This is a genomic window from Mycobacterium zoologicum (assembly GCF_020181635.2).
Taxonomy (GTDB): Bacteria; Actinomycetota; Actinomycetes; order Mycobacteriales; family Mycobacteriaceae; genus Mycobacterium; species Mycobacterium zoologicum.
Map to the genome: position 1 here is coordinate 131,660 of NZ_JAYJJS010000001.1, position 13,313 is coordinate 144,972.

General features: G+C 68.4%; 17 protein-coding genes. 7 read left to right on the forward strand and 10 right to left on the reverse strand.

Going from position 1 to position 13,313, the window contains the following annotated elements; translation table 11 throughout:
• Window positions 1–2: 2 nt before the first annotated feature.
• Both K6T84_RS00615 and K6T84_RS00620 read right to left on the reverse strand, forming a co-directional pair.
• Window positions 3–3,698: a nitrate reductase subunit alpha gene (locus tag K6T84_RS00615; RefSeq protein ID WP_224864914.1), complete on the reverse strand. Its 3,696-nt coding sequence runs from the start codon at window positions 3,696–3,698 to the stop codon at window positions 3–5.
• A 160-nt stretch (window positions 3,699–3,858) separates the two neighbouring features.
• Window positions 3,859–4,260 carry a (deoxy)nucleoside triphosphate pyrophosphohydrolase gene (locus K6T84_RS00620; protein WP_224864913.1) on the reverse strand — a complete coding sequence of 134 codons (402 nt, stop codon included), beginning with the start codon at window positions 4,258–4,260 and terminating at the stop codon, window positions 3,859–3,861.
• Between the two features lie 33 nt (window positions 4,261–4,293).
• On the opposite strand from K6T84_RS00620, the gene K6T84_RS00625 reads away from it, so the two are divergent.
• Window positions 4,294–4,578 carry a 4a-hydroxytetrahydrobiopterin dehydratase gene (locus K6T84_RS00625; RefSeq protein ID WP_224864912.1) on the forward strand — a complete coding sequence of 95 codons (285 nt, stop codon included), beginning with the start codon at window positions 4,294–4,296 and terminating at the stop codon, window positions 4,576–4,578.
• Here the strand turns inward: K6T84_RS00625 and K6T84_RS00630 are convergent.
• Window positions 4,556–5,779 (reverse strand): mannosyltransferase, encoded by a 1,224-nt coding sequence (locus tag K6T84_RS00630; protein ID WP_224864911.1) that lies wholly within the window; start codon window positions 5,777–5,779, stop codon window positions 4,556–4,558. The genes K6T84_RS00625 and K6T84_RS00630 overlap by 23 nt on opposite strands.
• A 143-nt stretch (window positions 5,780–5,922) precedes the next feature.
• Here K6T84_RS00630 and K6T84_RS00635 point away from each other — a divergent pair, with 143 nt between their 5' ends.
• Window positions 5,923–6,921 carry an Rv1157c family protein gene (locus K6T84_RS00635; RefSeq protein ID WP_224864910.1) on the forward strand — a complete coding sequence of 333 codons (999 nt, stop codon included), beginning with the start codon at window positions 5,923–5,925 and terminating at the stop codon, window positions 6,919–6,921.
• A 42-nt stretch (window positions 6,922–6,963) separates the two neighbouring features.
• On the opposite strand, the gene K6T84_RS00640 is transcribed toward K6T84_RS00635, so the two are convergent.
• Entirely contained in the window at window positions 6,964–7,110 is a 147-nt protein-coding gene (locus tag K6T84_RS00640) for a DUF1059 domain-containing protein (protein WP_224864909.1), read from the reverse strand.
• A 25-nt stretch (window positions 7,111–7,135) separates the two neighbouring features.
• Window positions 7,136–7,717 (reverse strand): HhH-GPD-type base excision DNA repair protein, encoded by a 582-nt coding sequence (locus K6T84_RS00645; RefSeq protein WP_224864908.1) that lies wholly within the window; start codon window positions 7,715–7,717, stop codon window positions 7,136–7,138.
• A gap of 79 nt (window positions 7,718–7,796) precedes the next feature.
• On the opposite strand from K6T84_RS00645, the gene K6T84_RS00650 reads away from it, so the two are divergent.
• On the forward strand, window positions 7,797–8,105 hold the full coding sequence (locus tag K6T84_RS00650; protein WP_224864907.1) for a DUF732 domain-containing protein: 309 nt from the start codon (window positions 7,797–7,799) through the stop codon (window positions 8,103–8,105).
• A 3-nt stretch (window positions 8,106–8,108) separates the two neighbouring features.
• On the opposite strand, the gene K6T84_RS00655 is transcribed toward K6T84_RS00650, so the two are convergent.
• Complete coding sequence (locus tag K6T84_RS00655) at window positions 8,109–8,282, reverse strand: DUF5302 domain-containing protein (RefSeq protein WP_224864906.1); 174 nt, start codon at window positions 8,280–8,282, stop codon at window positions 8,109–8,111.
• A gap of 14 nt (window positions 8,283–8,296) precedes the next feature.
• Window positions 8,297–8,740: a PPOX class F420-dependent oxidoreductase gene (locus tag K6T84_RS00660; protein ID WP_224864905.1), complete on the reverse strand. Its 444-nt coding sequence runs from the start codon at window positions 8,738–8,740 to the stop codon at window positions 8,297–8,299.
• Between the two features lie 53 nt (window positions 8,741–8,793).
• Between K6T84_RS00660 and K6T84_RS00665 the strand changes: the two genes are divergently transcribed.
• Both K6T84_RS00665 and K6T84_RS00670 read left to right on the forward strand, forming a co-directional pair.
• Complete coding sequence (locus tag K6T84_RS00665) at window positions 8,794–9,309, forward strand: DUF1697 domain-containing protein (RefSeq protein WP_224864904.1); 516 nt, start codon at window positions 8,794–8,796, stop codon at window positions 9,307–9,309.
• Window positions 9,310–9,333: 24 nt separating this feature from the next.
• On the forward strand, window positions 9,334–10,155 hold the full coding sequence (locus tag K6T84_RS00670) for a class I SAM-dependent methyltransferase (RefSeq protein WP_225401647.1): 822 nt from the start codon (window positions 9,334–9,336) through the stop codon (window positions 10,153–10,155).
• A 4-nt stretch (window positions 10,156–10,159) separates the two neighbouring features.
• On the opposite strand, the gene K6T84_RS00675 is transcribed toward K6T84_RS00670, so the two are convergent.
• Window positions 10,160–10,540 (reverse strand): Rv1152 family transcriptional regulator, encoded by a 381-nt coding sequence (locus K6T84_RS00675; RefSeq protein ID WP_224864902.1) that lies wholly within the window; start codon window positions 10,538–10,540, stop codon window positions 10,160–10,162.
• Between the two features lie 46 nt (window positions 10,541–10,586).
• Between K6T84_RS00675 and K6T84_RS00680 the strand changes: the two genes are divergently transcribed.
• Window positions 10,587–11,300 (forward strand): SIR2 family NAD-dependent protein deacylase, encoded by a 714-nt coding sequence (locus K6T84_RS00680; protein ID WP_225401646.1) that lies wholly within the window; start codon window positions 10,587–10,589, stop codon window positions 11,298–11,300.
• Window position 11,301: 1 nt separating this feature from the next.
• On the opposite strand, the gene K6T84_RS00685 is transcribed toward K6T84_RS00680, so the two are convergent.
• On the reverse strand, window positions 11,302–11,940 hold the full coding sequence (locus K6T84_RS00685; RefSeq protein ID WP_224864900.1) for a class I SAM-dependent methyltransferase: 639 nt from the start codon (window positions 11,938–11,940) through the stop codon (window positions 11,302–11,304).
• A gap of 147 nt (window positions 11,941–12,087) precedes the next feature.
• Here K6T84_RS00685 and K6T84_RS00690 point away from each other — a divergent pair, with 147 nt between their 5' ends.
• Complete coding sequence (locus K6T84_RS00690) at window positions 12,088–12,213, forward strand: hypothetical protein (protein WP_255612438.1); 126 nt, start codon at window positions 12,088–12,090, stop codon at window positions 12,211–12,213.
• A gap of 76 nt (window positions 12,214–12,289) precedes the next feature.
• On the opposite strand, the gene K6T84_RS00695 is transcribed toward K6T84_RS00690, so the two are convergent.
• Window positions 12,290–13,312 (reverse strand): amidohydrolase family protein, encoded by a 1,023-nt coding sequence (locus K6T84_RS00695; RefSeq protein WP_225401645.1) that lies wholly within the window; start codon window positions 13,310–13,312, stop codon window positions 12,290–12,292.
• Between the last annotated feature and the right edge of the window lies 1 nt (window position 13,313).

The following is a 13,313-nucleotide window of genomic DNA, read 5'->3' on the forward strand; positions in this document are numbered from 1 at the left end:
CTTCAGTACCTCACGTCCTGGCTGCGACGGCGCACCACCGTCACCTCGTCACGCTGGTTACCGGTCGGCCCCAGGTAGTTGAACGCGAACGCGTGCTGACCGTAGCCGCCGGCGAGATGGCTTGGCTTGACCCGGATTCGGGTCAGTGAGTTGTGCGTGCCGCCGCGTTGGCCGGTGGTCTCGCTGCGGGGTGTGTCGACGGTGCGCTCCTGGACGTGGTAGACGAACACCACACCGTCGGGCATCCGCTGACTCACGATCGCCCGGCCCACGAACACACCGTTGACATTGACCGCCTCGATCCAATCGTTGTCTTTGACACCGATTTTCGCCGCGTCACCCGGACTCATCCACATCGTCGGGCCACCGCGTGACAGCGACAGCATGTACAGGTTGTCCTGATACGTCGAGTGGAACGACCACTTCGAGTGCGGGGTCAGATACCGCACCGTGATCCCGATCCCGTCGCCGGTCTCGCCGAGCTCGGGGGCATCGAAGAGCCGCACCATGTCCAGCGGCGGCCGGTACACCGGCATGTGCTCGCCGAGTTCTTCGATCCAGTCGTGCGCGGTGTAGAAGTGCATCCGGCCGGTCAGGGTATGAAATGGCTTGAGACACTCGATGTTCACCGTGAACGGTGCGTAGCGCCGTCCTCCGGTCTCGCTGCCGGACCACTCCGGGCTGGTGATCACCGGAACCGGCCGGGCCTGGGTGTCGGCGTAGGTGATGCGCTTCTCCTCGCTGCCCTCGGCCAGGTGCGCCAGCTGCCGGCCGGTGCGCTTCTCCAGTTCCCGGAAACCCTCGACCGCAAGCCGCCCGTTGGTGGTGCCCGACAACGCCAGCACGGTGTCGGCCATCCGCAGTGCGGTGGTCAGCGCCGGGCGACCTTCGGCGACACCGGAGTCCAGCACCCCGAATTTGGCGGACAGCTCCTCGACCTCTTCGTGCGGAAACACCGTGTAGCCCTTGGTGGTCATGCCAAGTGAGTCCACCAGCGGTCCCAACGACCGCCACTTGTCGTGGATTGCGGTGTAGTCGCGCTCCACCACGGTCACCTTCGGCATGGTCTTGCCCGGCACCGGGGTCTCACCGCCTCGCAGCCAATCTCGTTCGGTGCCATCGGGATAGGCCATTGCATCGGCGGTGTCGTGCTGCATCGCGGTGAGCACCACATCGTTGCGGACCCCGAGGTGCTTGCGCGCCAGCGCACTGAATACGCGGGCTATCGCACCGAATGCGTCGTAGTCGCTGCGGGTCTCCCACGGCGGGTCGATGGCCGCCGCGAACGAGTGCACGTACGGGTGCATGTCGGTGGATGACAGGTCGGCCTTCTCGTACCAGGTCGCTGCGGGCAGCACCACGTCGGACATCAGCGTGGTCGAGGTCATCCGGAAGTCGATCGACATCAGCAGGTCGAGCTTGCCTTCGGGAATCTCGCCTGCCCAGTTCACATCCTGCGGTTTGACTCCGCCGGCGGGCGGTTCGCCCAGCACGCTGGCATCGGTACCCAGCAGGTGTTTGAGGAAGTATTCGCCGCCCTTGCCCGAGGCTCCGATCAGGTTGGCCCGCCACACCGTCAGCACCCGAGGCCAGTTCACCGGGTTGTCCGGGTCGGTCACCGACAGCTTCAACTCACCGGCGGCGAGTTGCTCGGCGACGTACTCCCCCGCATCGCGGCCGGCGGAGTCGGCCGCGTCGGCCACGTCCAGGCTGGACTTGTCGAACTGCGGATAGAACGGGCTCCAGCCCATCGCGGTGGCCGACGCCAGGATATCCATCGTGTGCTTGCCGTCGAACCGGCCGCGGCCCAGCGGCGTGGTCAGCTTGTCCGCGCCGTAGGCGTCGTAGCGCCACTGGTCGGTGTGGGCGTACCAGTAGGAGGTGCCCGGCACCTGCCGCGGCGGCCGCGACCAGTCGTTGCCCGCGGCCATCGTCTGCCAGCCGGTCAGCGGGCGCACCTTCTCCTGCCCGACATAGTGCGCCCAGCCGCCGCCGTTGCGTCCCATCGAGCCGGTCAGCATCAGCAACGCCAGCACCGCCCGGTAGGTGGCGTCACCGTGGAACCATTGACAGATCCCGCTGCCCATGATGATCATCGACCGGCCGCCGGATTCCTCTGCGTTGCCGGCGAACTCGCGCGCAATCCGGATGGCCTGAGTGGCCGAGACCCCGGTGATCGGCTCCTGCCATGCCGGGGTGTTGACCGCCGTACCGTCGTCGTAACCGGTCGGCCAATCACCCGGCAGCCCGGCCCGGCCCACTGAATAGTTGGCCAGCATCAGGTCGAAGACGGTGCACACCAGGTGTTCTCCGACCTGGCGGATCGGAACGCCGCGCTGCACCACGGTGCCGGCGCCGCTGACCGCGTCGAAGCCGGGTAGCGACACCAGCCGCCCCCCGCCGTTCACCCCGGCTGCGCCGGCCACGCTCAACGCCGGGCGCACCTCACCGAGGTCGAGGTTCCACTTGCCCAAACCCTCATCGCCCCAACGGAATCCCAGCGAGCCGTGCGGTACCACCACGGAGTCGGTGACCTCGTCGAGCACGGCCGGCTTGAACGCGGCGTTCTCTACATCCTGGCCAAGGTCGGCCGCGGTCAGGTTCTTGCCCGGCACCAGCTGCCCGTCGCGCTCCTCGAGCTTGATCAGAAACGGCAGGTCGGTGTACTGGCGCACGTAGTCGGTGAAGAACGGCACCTGCTTTTTGACGTAGCACTCGGTGAGGATGACGTGGCCCATCGCCATCGCCAGGGCGCCGTCGGTGCCGGCCGCGCACGGCATCCACTCGTCGGCGAACTTGGTGTTGTCGGCGTAGTCGGGGCTGACGCTGACGACCTTGGTGCCGCGGTAGCGGACCTCGGCCATCCAGTGCGCGTCGGGGGTGCGGGTGATGGGGACGTTGGAGCCCCACATCATCAGATACGCGGCATCCCACCAGTCGCCGGATTCGGGGACGTCGGTCTGGTCGCCGAACACCTGGGGCGAGGCCACCGGCAGGTCGGCGTACCAGTCGTAGAACGACGTCATCACGCCGCCGAGCAGCTGAACGAACCGGGATCCGGCGGCGAACGACACCATCGACATCGCCGGAATAGGCGAGAACCCGGCGACCCGGTCCGGGCCGTAGGTCTTGATGGTGTGCACGTGCGCGGCGGCGATCATCTCGGTGGCCTCGGCCCAGCTCACCCGGACCAATCCACCTTTGCCGCGGGCCTGTTGGTAGCGCCGCCGCCGCTCGGGGTCGGCCTGGATGTCCGCCCAGGCGTCAACCGGGTCGCCGAGCCGCGCCTTGGCCTCCCGGTACAACTCGACCAGCACGGCCCGGGCGTACGGGTAGCGCACCCGGGTCGGCGAGTAGGAGTACCAGGAGAACGACGCCCCACGCGGGCAGCCGCGCGGCTCGTACTCGGGACGGTCCGGGCCCACCGACGGGTAGTCGGTGGCCTGGTTCTCCCAGGTGATGATCCCGTCCTTGACGAAGATCTTCCAGGAGCATGAACCGGTGCAGTTCACTCCGTGGGTCGAGCGCACCACCTTGTCGTGGCTCCAGCGGTCACGGTAGAACACGTCGGCCTGGCGCCCGCCGCGGTGGGTGACGGTGCGCAGATCATCGGAGAACTGGCCGGTGGTGAAGAATCGGCCGCCGCGTTCCAGCAGCTCTTCGAGGGGGCCGCCGATGCGGGGCACAGCTTTGGTCATGCGGATCTCCTTATAAGGGGTAGCCGCACTCCGGCGGGGCTTGCTGCCGTCCGGCGCCGCAGCACGCCATCTGGGGATCTGACTTAGAGGGTAGCGAGCGGTGACGCTCTATATCGCCCTACGACTGATGCCGTGCGCAGATTTAACAGGCTTGTTTCACCTACAGTGCCCGAGCCAGGTCGGCGAGCCAAGCTCTGTCGGCAGGTACCCAGGCGATGTTAGGCAACTCCACAGTGGTCACCCAGCGCAGGGCGAGGTGGTCGTCGGCGCGCGGCTCGCCGCGGGCCAGGTCAACGCGATAGGCGCGCAGGATCAGGCCCGGGAGCTCGACATCGGCACCGATACGCCGCCCTACCCTGATCGCGTCGGCGTCCAGGCCCAGCTCCTCGGCGAGCTCACGTGCCAGGGCCGCGGGTTCGCTCTCACCGGGCTGCACCTTGCCGCCGGGCAGTTCCCACAGGCCGGCCAGCTCCGGTGGCCGGCGGCGCTGGGCGATCAGCAGTGCCGGCCCGGCCTCGGTGTCGGTGATCACGGCTCCGGCGACGACGATCTGGGTGGACATGGCGTGTGAGGCTATACCGGCCTACCGTCGGGTATGGCTTTGTTGACGGATGATCAGGTGGACGCGGCATTGTCGGGCCTGGACGGCTGGGAGCGGGTCGACGGCACGCTGCGCCGTTCGGTGACGTTTCCGGCGTTTCTGGCCGGCATCGACGCGGTGCGTCGGGTGGCCGAGCACGCCGAGGCCGTCGATCATCATCCCGACATCGATATCCGTTGGCGCACTGTGCTGTTCACACTGGTGACACACTCTGCCGGCGGGATAACCGAGAAGGACGTCGGGCTGGCGATCGAGATCAATCGGCTGCTGGCGAGCTGACGCGCACGGTCGCCATCCAGGCCAGCGTGGCCAGCGCGCCGACGATGTAGACCAGTCCGGCCCACGCCAGGTACCAGGGCCGGCCGATCTCCCAGATGGTCGGCTGGAAGAAGCTCAGCAGCCACGGCACGCCGACGACGGTCAGTGCCAGCCAGACCCAGCCCAATACGCGGGCTCCGCGGCGATCGGCGTAGGGACCCGCCAGCAGCCAGATCATCAGCGGCACCAGCCACACCCAGTGATGGGTCCAGGAGATCGGCGAGGCCAGCAGCCCGAACAGCTCGACCACCAGCAGCAGCCCCAGCGGGTCGGGTCTGGCGCTCAGCGCACGCCAGGCCAGCACGGCCAGCACGGCGGTGACGGCGACCGCGACCAGCACCGGCGCGCTGTACCCGGCGTCGTGCCCGAGGATGCGGGCGATGCCGCCGCGCCAGGACTGGTTGAACGACGTGGCGATCGGCCCCACCCGGTGCGCGTCGCCGAGCAGCTCGGTGAAGTAGCGGCGGACCTGGTCTCCGGCGGCCCATACCGACACCGCGATGGTGCCGGCGAAGACGACGGCCGAGAACGCCGCGGCCGCCCAGCGCCGCGCCCCGGCCAGGTAGACCCCGGCGATGGCCGGGGTGAGCTTCACCCCGGCGGCCAGTCCCACCAGCAGGCCCGACACCCACCACCGGCTGCTGTAGACGGCGTAGAGCACCGCCAGTGCCAGGATCACGTTGATCTGGCCGTAGTCGAAGGTGCTGCGCAGCGGTTCGGTCCAGATACCGGCGGCCGTCCACAGCATCGCTGACCGGCGGGTGGCCGGGCCTTGTGAGGCCCCCAGCAGGCGCTGGCTGAGCCTGATCACGCCGTAGAGCGCGGCCATCGTGCCGATCTGCCAGCAGAGCGCGACCAGCCCGAACGGCAGGAAGTGCAGCGGGTAGAAAACCACCGCGGCGAACGGCGGGTAGGTGAACGGCAGCGGGAAGTCCGGGGTCTGCTCGGCGTAGACGTAGTCATACAGCGCGCCGGGCCCGGCCAGTGCGGCGCCGCCGGAGATGTAGACGTGCAGGTCGACGAAGTTGGCGCCGCGCGGGGTCAGATAGGTCCAGGCGAGTCGCGCGGCGATGCTGATCGCCAGCAGCAGCGGGGCCCAGGCGATCAGTCGGTTGGTCCACGAGCGCGCGGCCGGGGTGTGCAGGGTGGTGTCTACCGGCATGACTGTAGCGAACGGCGGGCTGATCACCGTCGAGGTTCGGGTCCGTAACGGTTCCATAAATCACACATGTGTCACTTGAGCCTCACCAGTAACACGCTAGCTTCGGTTTTTGTAGACGCCACCGCCGAGAGATTGGGGATCTCATGACGCGCCTCCGGACACTGTTCACCAGCATTGCCACCACTGCAGCCACGGTCGGATCGTCGGCCACCCTGGTCCTCGGCGGCCTGGGTGTGGCCGCCGCCGACCCGGCCATTCCGGCCCTGCCGCTGCCCGTCGCGGGCTTCCCGGGCCTGCCGGCGCTGGAGCAGCTGAGCCCGGTGATCCAGCAGGCGGCCGCCGACCCGGCCGGAGCCACCTCGCTGCTGATGGCCGCCGCCGCCGCGTTCACCGGCAACTCCTCGGCGCCCGCCGGTTCGCGCCAGGTGGCCGACTCGGTGGCGCAGTTCGTGCAGTCGCCCCCGGAGGCCGCGTTGGCCGCTGAGCACGTGCCGACGGCCGGCTCGGCCCCCGGCATGGAGGCGCACCTGCCCACCGGCATCGACCCGGCCAAGTCGGTGGGCCCGCTGGCCCTGGTGAACGCGCCCGAGGCCGTCCCCGCGGCGCCCGAGGCCGTCGTCGCCGCGCCGGCACCCGCTTCGGAAGCCGCCGGCCCAGCACCTGAGGCCGCCCCCGGCGCCGACGTCGCAGGCCCGGCTGCCGCACCCGCCGCCAACTCGGGGTTCGGCCCGGACGCGCCGCCCACCCAGGACTTCATGTACCCGTCCATCGGCTCGAACTGCCAGGCCGACGGCGGCAACGTCATCGCCTCAGCGCTGTCGGTGGCCGGCCCGGCGCCCATTCCCACGCCCGGACCCAAGCCCGGCCAGACCGCCTACGTGTTCACCGCGGTGGGCACCCCGGGGCCGGCCGAGACGCAGAAGCTGCCGTTGAACGTCACCTGGGTGAACCTGACCACCGGCAAGTCCGGCAGCGCCACGCTGCAGCCGCGCACCGACATCAACCCGGAGGGGCCCACGACGCTCACCGCGATCGTCGACACCGGTTCGGGCAGCATCATGTCGACGATCTTCGGTCAGGTGACCACCAAGGACCACCAGTGCAACTTCCTGCCCACCATCGGTTCGACGGTGGTGCCCTGAGCCAAGGGGTTTACCCCCGGCGCCGAGACCGCACGGACAGCGTCAGTAGGCCATGAACAGGATTTCGTCCCGGCCGTAGCTCATGCCGGGGTGCGCATCCGCGAGATGCTTCTGGGTCAGGTCGACCAATTCGTCTTCGTCCTTGCCGACGATGGCCTCGCCGCACGGGCAGTTGAGGTGGGTCTTCATGTCAGACGCCTTTCTGTCGCGCTGATCAGCCCTGACGGGCCTGCTTCGCAGCCTGTTTGTTCGCCTTCTTGGTGGACCGTACCTGTTGCAGCGAGGCGGCATCCACGACGTCGGCAATAGAAAGGTAGGTGCCGGGGCCACCGTAGGCACCGGCCGCCTCACGCCAGCCGTTCGGGGTCACGGCGTACTGCTTGCCGAGCAGCGCCAGAAAGATCCGCGCCTTCTGCTCGCCGTACCCGGGGAGCGCCTTGAGGCGCTTCAACACCTCGGCGCCATCGGGTTCACCGACCGTCCACAGCGCCGTCGCGTCGCCGCCGTACTGATCGACCAGCGCTCGCGCCAGAGCCTGGATGCGGCCGGCCATCGAGCCCGGAAAACGGTGTATGGCAGGCTTTTCCGCGCACAGGGCGGCGAACTCTTCGAGGTCGCGACCGGCGATGTCGTGCGGGTCCAGGCCGCCCATCCGGTCGGCGAGCTTCTTCGGCCCGGCGAAGGCGACCTCCATCGGAATCTGCTGATCGAGCAGCATCCCCACCAGCAACGCGAACGGGTCGGCGCCCAACAGGGCATCAGCGGCCGGGTCCCCCACCAACTGCAGCTTCGCCATGGCGCACAGTCTATGACCGCGTGTGAATGTCAGTGGAGTGTGCAACCGTGTATCCACAACACCCGGCAAGGAGGCAGGCGTGAGGCGTGCAGTGAAAGCTCTTTTCGCGGCGGTGGTGACCGCCGGCGCCACAACCCTGGCCCTGGCCCCCGCGGCCGGCGCCATCCCGGATCAAGGCACCCCGGAGTTCGACACCTACATGCAGGGCCTGGAGCGCAACGGGTTCAACCTGAATCCGGACACCGCGTGGCGGGTGGCCCACCAGGCGTGTGAGGGCGGTCTGCCCGGCTACATCGGGTTGGAACTCGCCGCCCAGGGCGTCATCGGGCCGGGCGCGGACCAGCGGTTGATGGAAGTGGCGCGCAAGTACGCGTGCCCGGTGCAGTAGGAACTAGCCGCTCTTGCGGCGGAACTCCCGGCGGTTCTCCAGCGATCCGTGCGACCGCGACTGCTTGGCGCCGCCGTCTTTGTGGTCGGAACCACCGGATGCCTTGGCGTTCTTGCGGTCCAGGGCCTCTCGGAACTTGCGCTTGTTCTCGTCTGCGGCAGCATCTGATTCGGCCATGCCCGGAGCCTAGCTCAGCGCATGCCCGGCGGCATGCCGTACAGGTGCGTGATCGGCAGGCTCAGCAACACCCGGCGATCGGCGACCATGGCCGCACGATACTCGTCCCAATCCGGATGCTCCCCGGAGAGGTTGCGGTACAACGCGATCAGCGCCTCCACGGTGCCATCTGCAGGGTCGGCGGCGGGTGGGGTCAGCTGGGCCTCACCCTCGGCGACGGCATAGGACCAGCCGTCATCGGAACTGACCAGCAGCGATGCGCGGGGGTCACGGCGCAGGTTGCGGGTCTTGGCCCGCGGCTCGGTGACCGACACCTGCACGACGAGGGTGCGCGGGTCGAAGTAATACCGCACGTTGGACAGCTGGGGGCGCCCGTCGCGTTTGACGGTGGCCAGCACACCCAGTGAGTTCCCGCCGATCAAGGCCAGCAACTTGTCGTCGAACACCTGGCGCCCCATGCCCGAAAGCGTACCGATTGAAGCGGGCGTGCGCGCTGGTTACCATCGCGCAGATGACCCGGTTCGCGGCGTTCCTGCGGGGAGTCAACGTCGGTGGAGTCAACCTCAAAATGGCCGACGTCGCCGACGGGCTGACCCGTGCCGGGTTCACCGCCGTACGGACCCTGCTCGCCAGCGGCAACGTACTGCTGGATTCACCCGACGACGCCGCGACGGTGCGCGCCACGGCCGAGGCGGCGTTGCGGGAACGCTTCGGCTACCAGGCGTGGGTGCTGGTTTACGACATCGACACCGTCCGCGGCATCGTCGAGGGCTTCCCGTTCGAGCCCGAGGTCGACGGGTGGCATTCCTACGTCACGTTCGTCGCCGACGAGACGGTGCTGGCCGAGCTGGCGCCGCTGGCCGCAGAAACCCACGAGAAGATCACACTCGGCGACGGGGTGATCTACTGGCAGATCCCCAAGGGCGACACCCTGACCAGCACCGTCGGCAAAACCATGGGCAACAGGCGATATGCGCCGTCCACCACCACCCGCAACCTGCGCACTCTGAGCAAGGTGCTGCGCTGAGGCCGCCCCGGTAAGGTCGGACAAGTGAGCCAGACCGAAAAAGTCGCCCTTACCGGCGTGTCCGAGACCGCCCTGCTGACGCTGAACGCGCGGGCCAGGGAAGCCCGTCGTCCCGATGGGATCATCGACGATCCGATGGCAGTCCGGCTGGCGGACTCGATCGATTTCGACTTCGCGAAGTTCGGCTCGACCCGCCAGGACATCGCGGTACGAGCACTGGGCATCGACGCCGAGGCGCTGCGCTTCTTCGACAAGCACCCGACGGGCACCGTGGTGGCCTTGGCCGAGGGCCTGCAGACCAGCTTCTGGCGGCTCAGCGAAGCCGTTGCCGATCCGCAATTCCGTTGGCTCACCGTCGATCTGCCGCCGATCATCGAGATCCGCGAGCGGCTGCTGCCGGCCGCCCCGCAAGTGTCGATCATCGCCGGGTCGGCACTGGACTACAGCTGGATGGATCAGGTGGACGCCACCGACGGGGTGTTCATCAGTGCCGAGGGACTGCTGATGTACCTGCAGCCCGAGCAGGCACTGGGTCTGATCGCCGAATGCGCCCGGCGGTTCCCCGGTGGCCGGATGATCTTCGACCTGCCGCCGGCCGTGATCGGCTGGCTGGTGCGCCTCGGGGTGCCGACCTCGCTGCGCTACCGGGCGCCCGCGATGCCGTTCACCCTGACCGCCGCAGACACCGCCAAGCTGGTGGACACCGTGCCGGGTGTCCGGGCCGTCCACGACCTGGCGCTGCCGGCCGGCCGCGGGCCGCTGTTCGGCACCGTGCTGCCGGCCGCCTACCGGATGCGGTTCCTAGCCGACGCGCGCCCGTCGCTGACGCTGCTGGAGTTCGGCTGATCGGTCACGGCGCGCCGAACGCCGCATCGAGGTAGCGCAGCGCGTCGTCTCGGCCCAGACCGACCTTGCGGGCCGCCGCGACGAAGGCACCCGCGGCCGCCGACATCGCCGCATCGACCGGATCGCTGCTCGCCACGAAACTGCCGAAGCGGCCCCGGGTGTCGACGATCCCGGCCGCCTCCAGCTCTCGGTAGGCCCGAGCGACGGTGTTGACCGCCAGACCCAGCTGGCCGGCCAGCTCGCGCACCGTCGGCAACCGCGTTCCTGCCGGCAGCGCCCCGTCGCGCACCGCTTCGATGATCCGGGTCCTTACCTGCGCGAACAGCGGCTTGTCCGGGTCCAGGTCGGTCTTCGGGTCGATCTTCAGCAACTCGGTGAAGTCCATTCGCCCAGTATCGCCCGCCGCTCAGCACGCCCGTTATGTTGGAGACGTGCGGGTGGTGGTGTTCAGCGGTGCGGGAATCTCCGCGGAGAGCGGGATACCCACCTTCCGTGACGACGAGAAGGGCCTGTGGGCGCAGTACGACCCCTACGAGGTGTCCAGCATCGACGGCTGGAACCGGCACCCGGAGTTGGTCTGGGGCTGGTACGTATGGCGCTATCACCTGGCCCGCCGCTTCGAGCCGAACCTCGGCCACCGTGCGATCGCGGACTGGGAGCAGCACGCGCAGGTACAGGTGATCACCCAGAACGTCGACAACCTGCATGAGCGCGGCGGCAGTTCCACGGTCCATCATCTGCACGGCACCATGTTCACCTTCCGGTGCGCGGCGTGCGCGCAGCCGCATGAGCCCGAGCTGCCGGAGCTGGACGAGCCCGTCCTGGAGGTGGCACCGCCGGTCTGCGAATGCGGTGGCCTGGTCCGCCCGGACGTCGTCTGGTTCGGCGAAGACCTGCCCGCCGGGCCCTGGAACGCAGCCGTTGAAGCAGTGGAGAACGCCGACGTGCTGGTGGTGGTGGGCACCTCCGGGCTGGTCTATCCGGCGGCCAGCCTGCCGGAGCGCGCGCTGGAGCTGGGCAAGGCCGTCATCCAGGTGAATCCCGAGCCGACGCCGCTGTCGGAGCGGGCAACGTTGTTCCTGCGCACCACCGCGTCGGCGGCGCTGCCCGGGATGGCGCAGCGGCTGCCCTTCCTACTGAGCTGACTCAGGCCGGGCGGGCGGCCGAGCCCAGGGCGAATTCCGACACCGGCAGCGGCGCCCACGCCGGGAACTGATGCCCGCGCCGGGATGCCTGCACCACGAAGCCGGCGTCGGTGATCATCCGTTCGGTGTCGCGGTGGGTGTGGCAGTTGCCGAACAGCCGCGGCCAGATGGTGGCATCAGCCAGACGCTGCAGCCCGCCTCGAGCCCCGGCGCTGGCGACGTGCTCGAAGTACCGCAGCTGCCCGCCGGGCTTAAGCAACGCGAATAGACCACGCAGCACCTCTTCTGGTTCGTTCACCGAGCACAGCACCAGCGAGCAAACAATCGCATCGAACGGCTGCGCGGCATCGAGGGCCTCGACCGTGCTGGCCAACACGGTGACCGGAACCGGCGCCCCGGCCGCGACTTCGATGGCGACCTGGCGCAACTGCGACTCGGGCTCGATGGCCACCACTTCGGTGACCGTGTCGGGGTAGAACGCGAAGTTGCTCCCGGTGCCGGCGCCGACCTCCAGCACCCGCCCGGACAGACCCTGCAGGTTCTCCCGGCGGCGGTCCCGCAGCCACTCGGTCTCGCGGCTGGACATGAAGGTCCAGATACGGGCGAACAGCGGGTTGTCGAGAGTCACCGGAGAGGCCATGACCGCTACCGTATCGGGTAGGGCAAGGGCGCCCGGGGCGGCGCCCCAACTGGGGCGGCCGGCAAAGGCTACCCGTCAGTAGAATTGCCATCATTTCCCGAATCGTGACTCAAAGATCCCTTAATGGTGACCAATACTCTCAGTGTCATGTGGATCGACGACTCAAGTGCCGACGTGATCAAGGTTGACTTCGAGGCTCTGTACCACGGCGACGTCCTGGTCGAGGGCGACACCTCCGAGCAGCTCGACTCCTGGCACCCGATCGCCAGCTGATTGAGCGGCGCCGCAGCAGCGGTGTCCATCGATATCGGCTGGTTGCGCGATGGCTGCCGCCTAAGTAGGGGCGTCCTCAGCTACTGCTGATCATTCGCGACACCGCCCGTAACACACGACGACTGGCTGAGTGCCGCATCCGCTGAACCACCGGCTGCCGCATCGGCTGCACAGATCCCAACCTCGGAAAGAGCGCGAGCGCATTGGTCCGCTCGATCGCCTGCCGGACGGAATCATCGGCGTAGTTCTCCAGCCCGGCGGCGAACAGTTTCCCGGCGGCAAGCGGCGCGAACGGCCAATCCGATCCGAACGTGACATGCCCGGGACGCGCGAACGCGAGCAGGCTGGGCAGGGCCGCGGCGCTGGACGACAGCGCGGTGTCGAAGTAGAAGCCGGCGAAATCATCGAGGCAGTCGGCCGGGCTCGCACCGGTGTCGGCCATGATCGCGACGGCCATCCGGTGGCTGGCGTAGGGCACGAATCCCCCAGCGTGACTCAGCAGGAATCGAATGTTCGGATAGCGTCGCCGAATACCGTTGCGCACCAACAGATAGGCCGCTCGGGTGGTGTCCAGCAGGAAGTCCGCGGCGAACGGCGCGACGCCGGGAACGACGGGACCGGGTAGGTCCGCGGGGTGGATGAACACCACCGCCGAGCGCGCGTCCAGCGCAGCGAACAGTTCGTCCTGCCCGTCCTGGCCCAGGTACACCCCGGCACTGTTGGCCAGTAGCACCACGCCGTCGGCGTGCAGTTCGTCGAGTGCGCGCACCGACTCTGCGACGGCCGCATCGACATGGGGCATAGGAACGGTGGCGAAGAACCCGAACCGGTCGGGATGCGACGCGACCAGTTGTGCGGTGTAGTCGTTGAGATCGCCTGCCAGCGCCGCGGCGTCGGCAGCGGCCGGCAGGAAGGTGGTGCCCGGCGTCGACACCGACAGGATCGCGGTGCCGACGTCCAGGTCGGCCATCGCCTGCAACAATCCCTCCGGACTCCAGTCGGGCAGCGCCCGCCCGCCGGCTTCGTCGATACCGTCTCGCTGTAAGGCTTTTCGGTAGTCCGGTGGGATCAGATGGTGGTGGGTGTCGATGCGTTGCATG

Bases quoted from the DNA above. Each gene is read 5' to 3' on its own strand.
- K6T84_RS00615 (WP_224864914.1), bottom strand. From the start codon at position 3,698: ATGACCAAAGCTGTGCCCCGCATCGGCGGCCCCCTCGAAGAGCTGCTG.
- K6T84_RS00620 (WP_224864913.1), bottom strand. From the start codon at position 4,260: ATGTCCACCCAGATCGTCGTCGCCGGAGCCGTGATCACCGACACCGAG.
- K6T84_RS00625 (WP_224864912.1), top strand. From the start codon at position 4,294: ATGGCTTTGTTGACGGATGATCAGGTGGACGCGGCATTGTCGGGCCTG.
- K6T84_RS00630 (WP_224864911.1), bottom strand. From the start codon at position 5,779: ATGCCGGTAGACACCACCCTGCACACCCCGGCCGCGCGCTCGTGGACC.
- K6T84_RS00635 (WP_224864910.1), top strand. From the start codon at position 5,923: ATGACGCGCCTCCGGACACTGTTCACCAGCATTGCCACCACTGCAGCC.
- K6T84_RS00640 (WP_224864909.1), bottom strand. From the start codon at position 7,110: ATGAAGACCCACCTCAACTGCCCGTGCGGCGAGGCCATCGTCGGCAAG.
- K6T84_RS00645 (WP_224864908.1), bottom strand. From the start codon at position 7,717: ATGGCGAAGCTGCAGTTGGTGGGGGACCCGGCCGCTGATGCCCTGTTG.
- K6T84_RS00655 (WP_224864906.1), bottom strand. From the start codon at position 8,282: ATGGCCGAATCAGATGCTGCCGCAGACGAGAACAAGCGCAAGTTCCGA.
- K6T84_RS00660 (WP_224864905.1), bottom strand. From the start codon at position 8,740: ATGGGGCGCCAGGTGTTCGACGACAAGTTGCTGGCCTTGATCGGCGGG.
- K6T84_RS00665 (WP_224864904.1), top strand. From the start codon at position 8,794: ATGACCCGGTTCGCGGCGTTCCTGCGGGGAGTCAACGTCGGTGGAGTC.
- K6T84_RS00675 (WP_224864902.1), bottom strand. From the start codon at position 10,540: ATGGACTTCACCGAGTTGCTGAAGATCGACCCGAAGACCGACCTGGAC.
- K6T84_RS00685 (WP_224864900.1), bottom strand. From the start codon at position 11,940: ATGGCCTCTCCGGTGACTCTCGACAACCCGCTGTTCGCCCGTATCTGG.
- K6T84_RS00690 (WP_255612438.1), top strand. From the start codon at position 12,088: ATGTGGATCGACGACTCAAGTGCCGACGTGATCAAGGTTGACTTCGAG.
- K6T84_RS00695 (WP_225401645.1), bottom strand. From the start codon at position 13,312: ATGCAACGCATCGACACCCACCACCATCTGATCCCACCGGACTACCGA.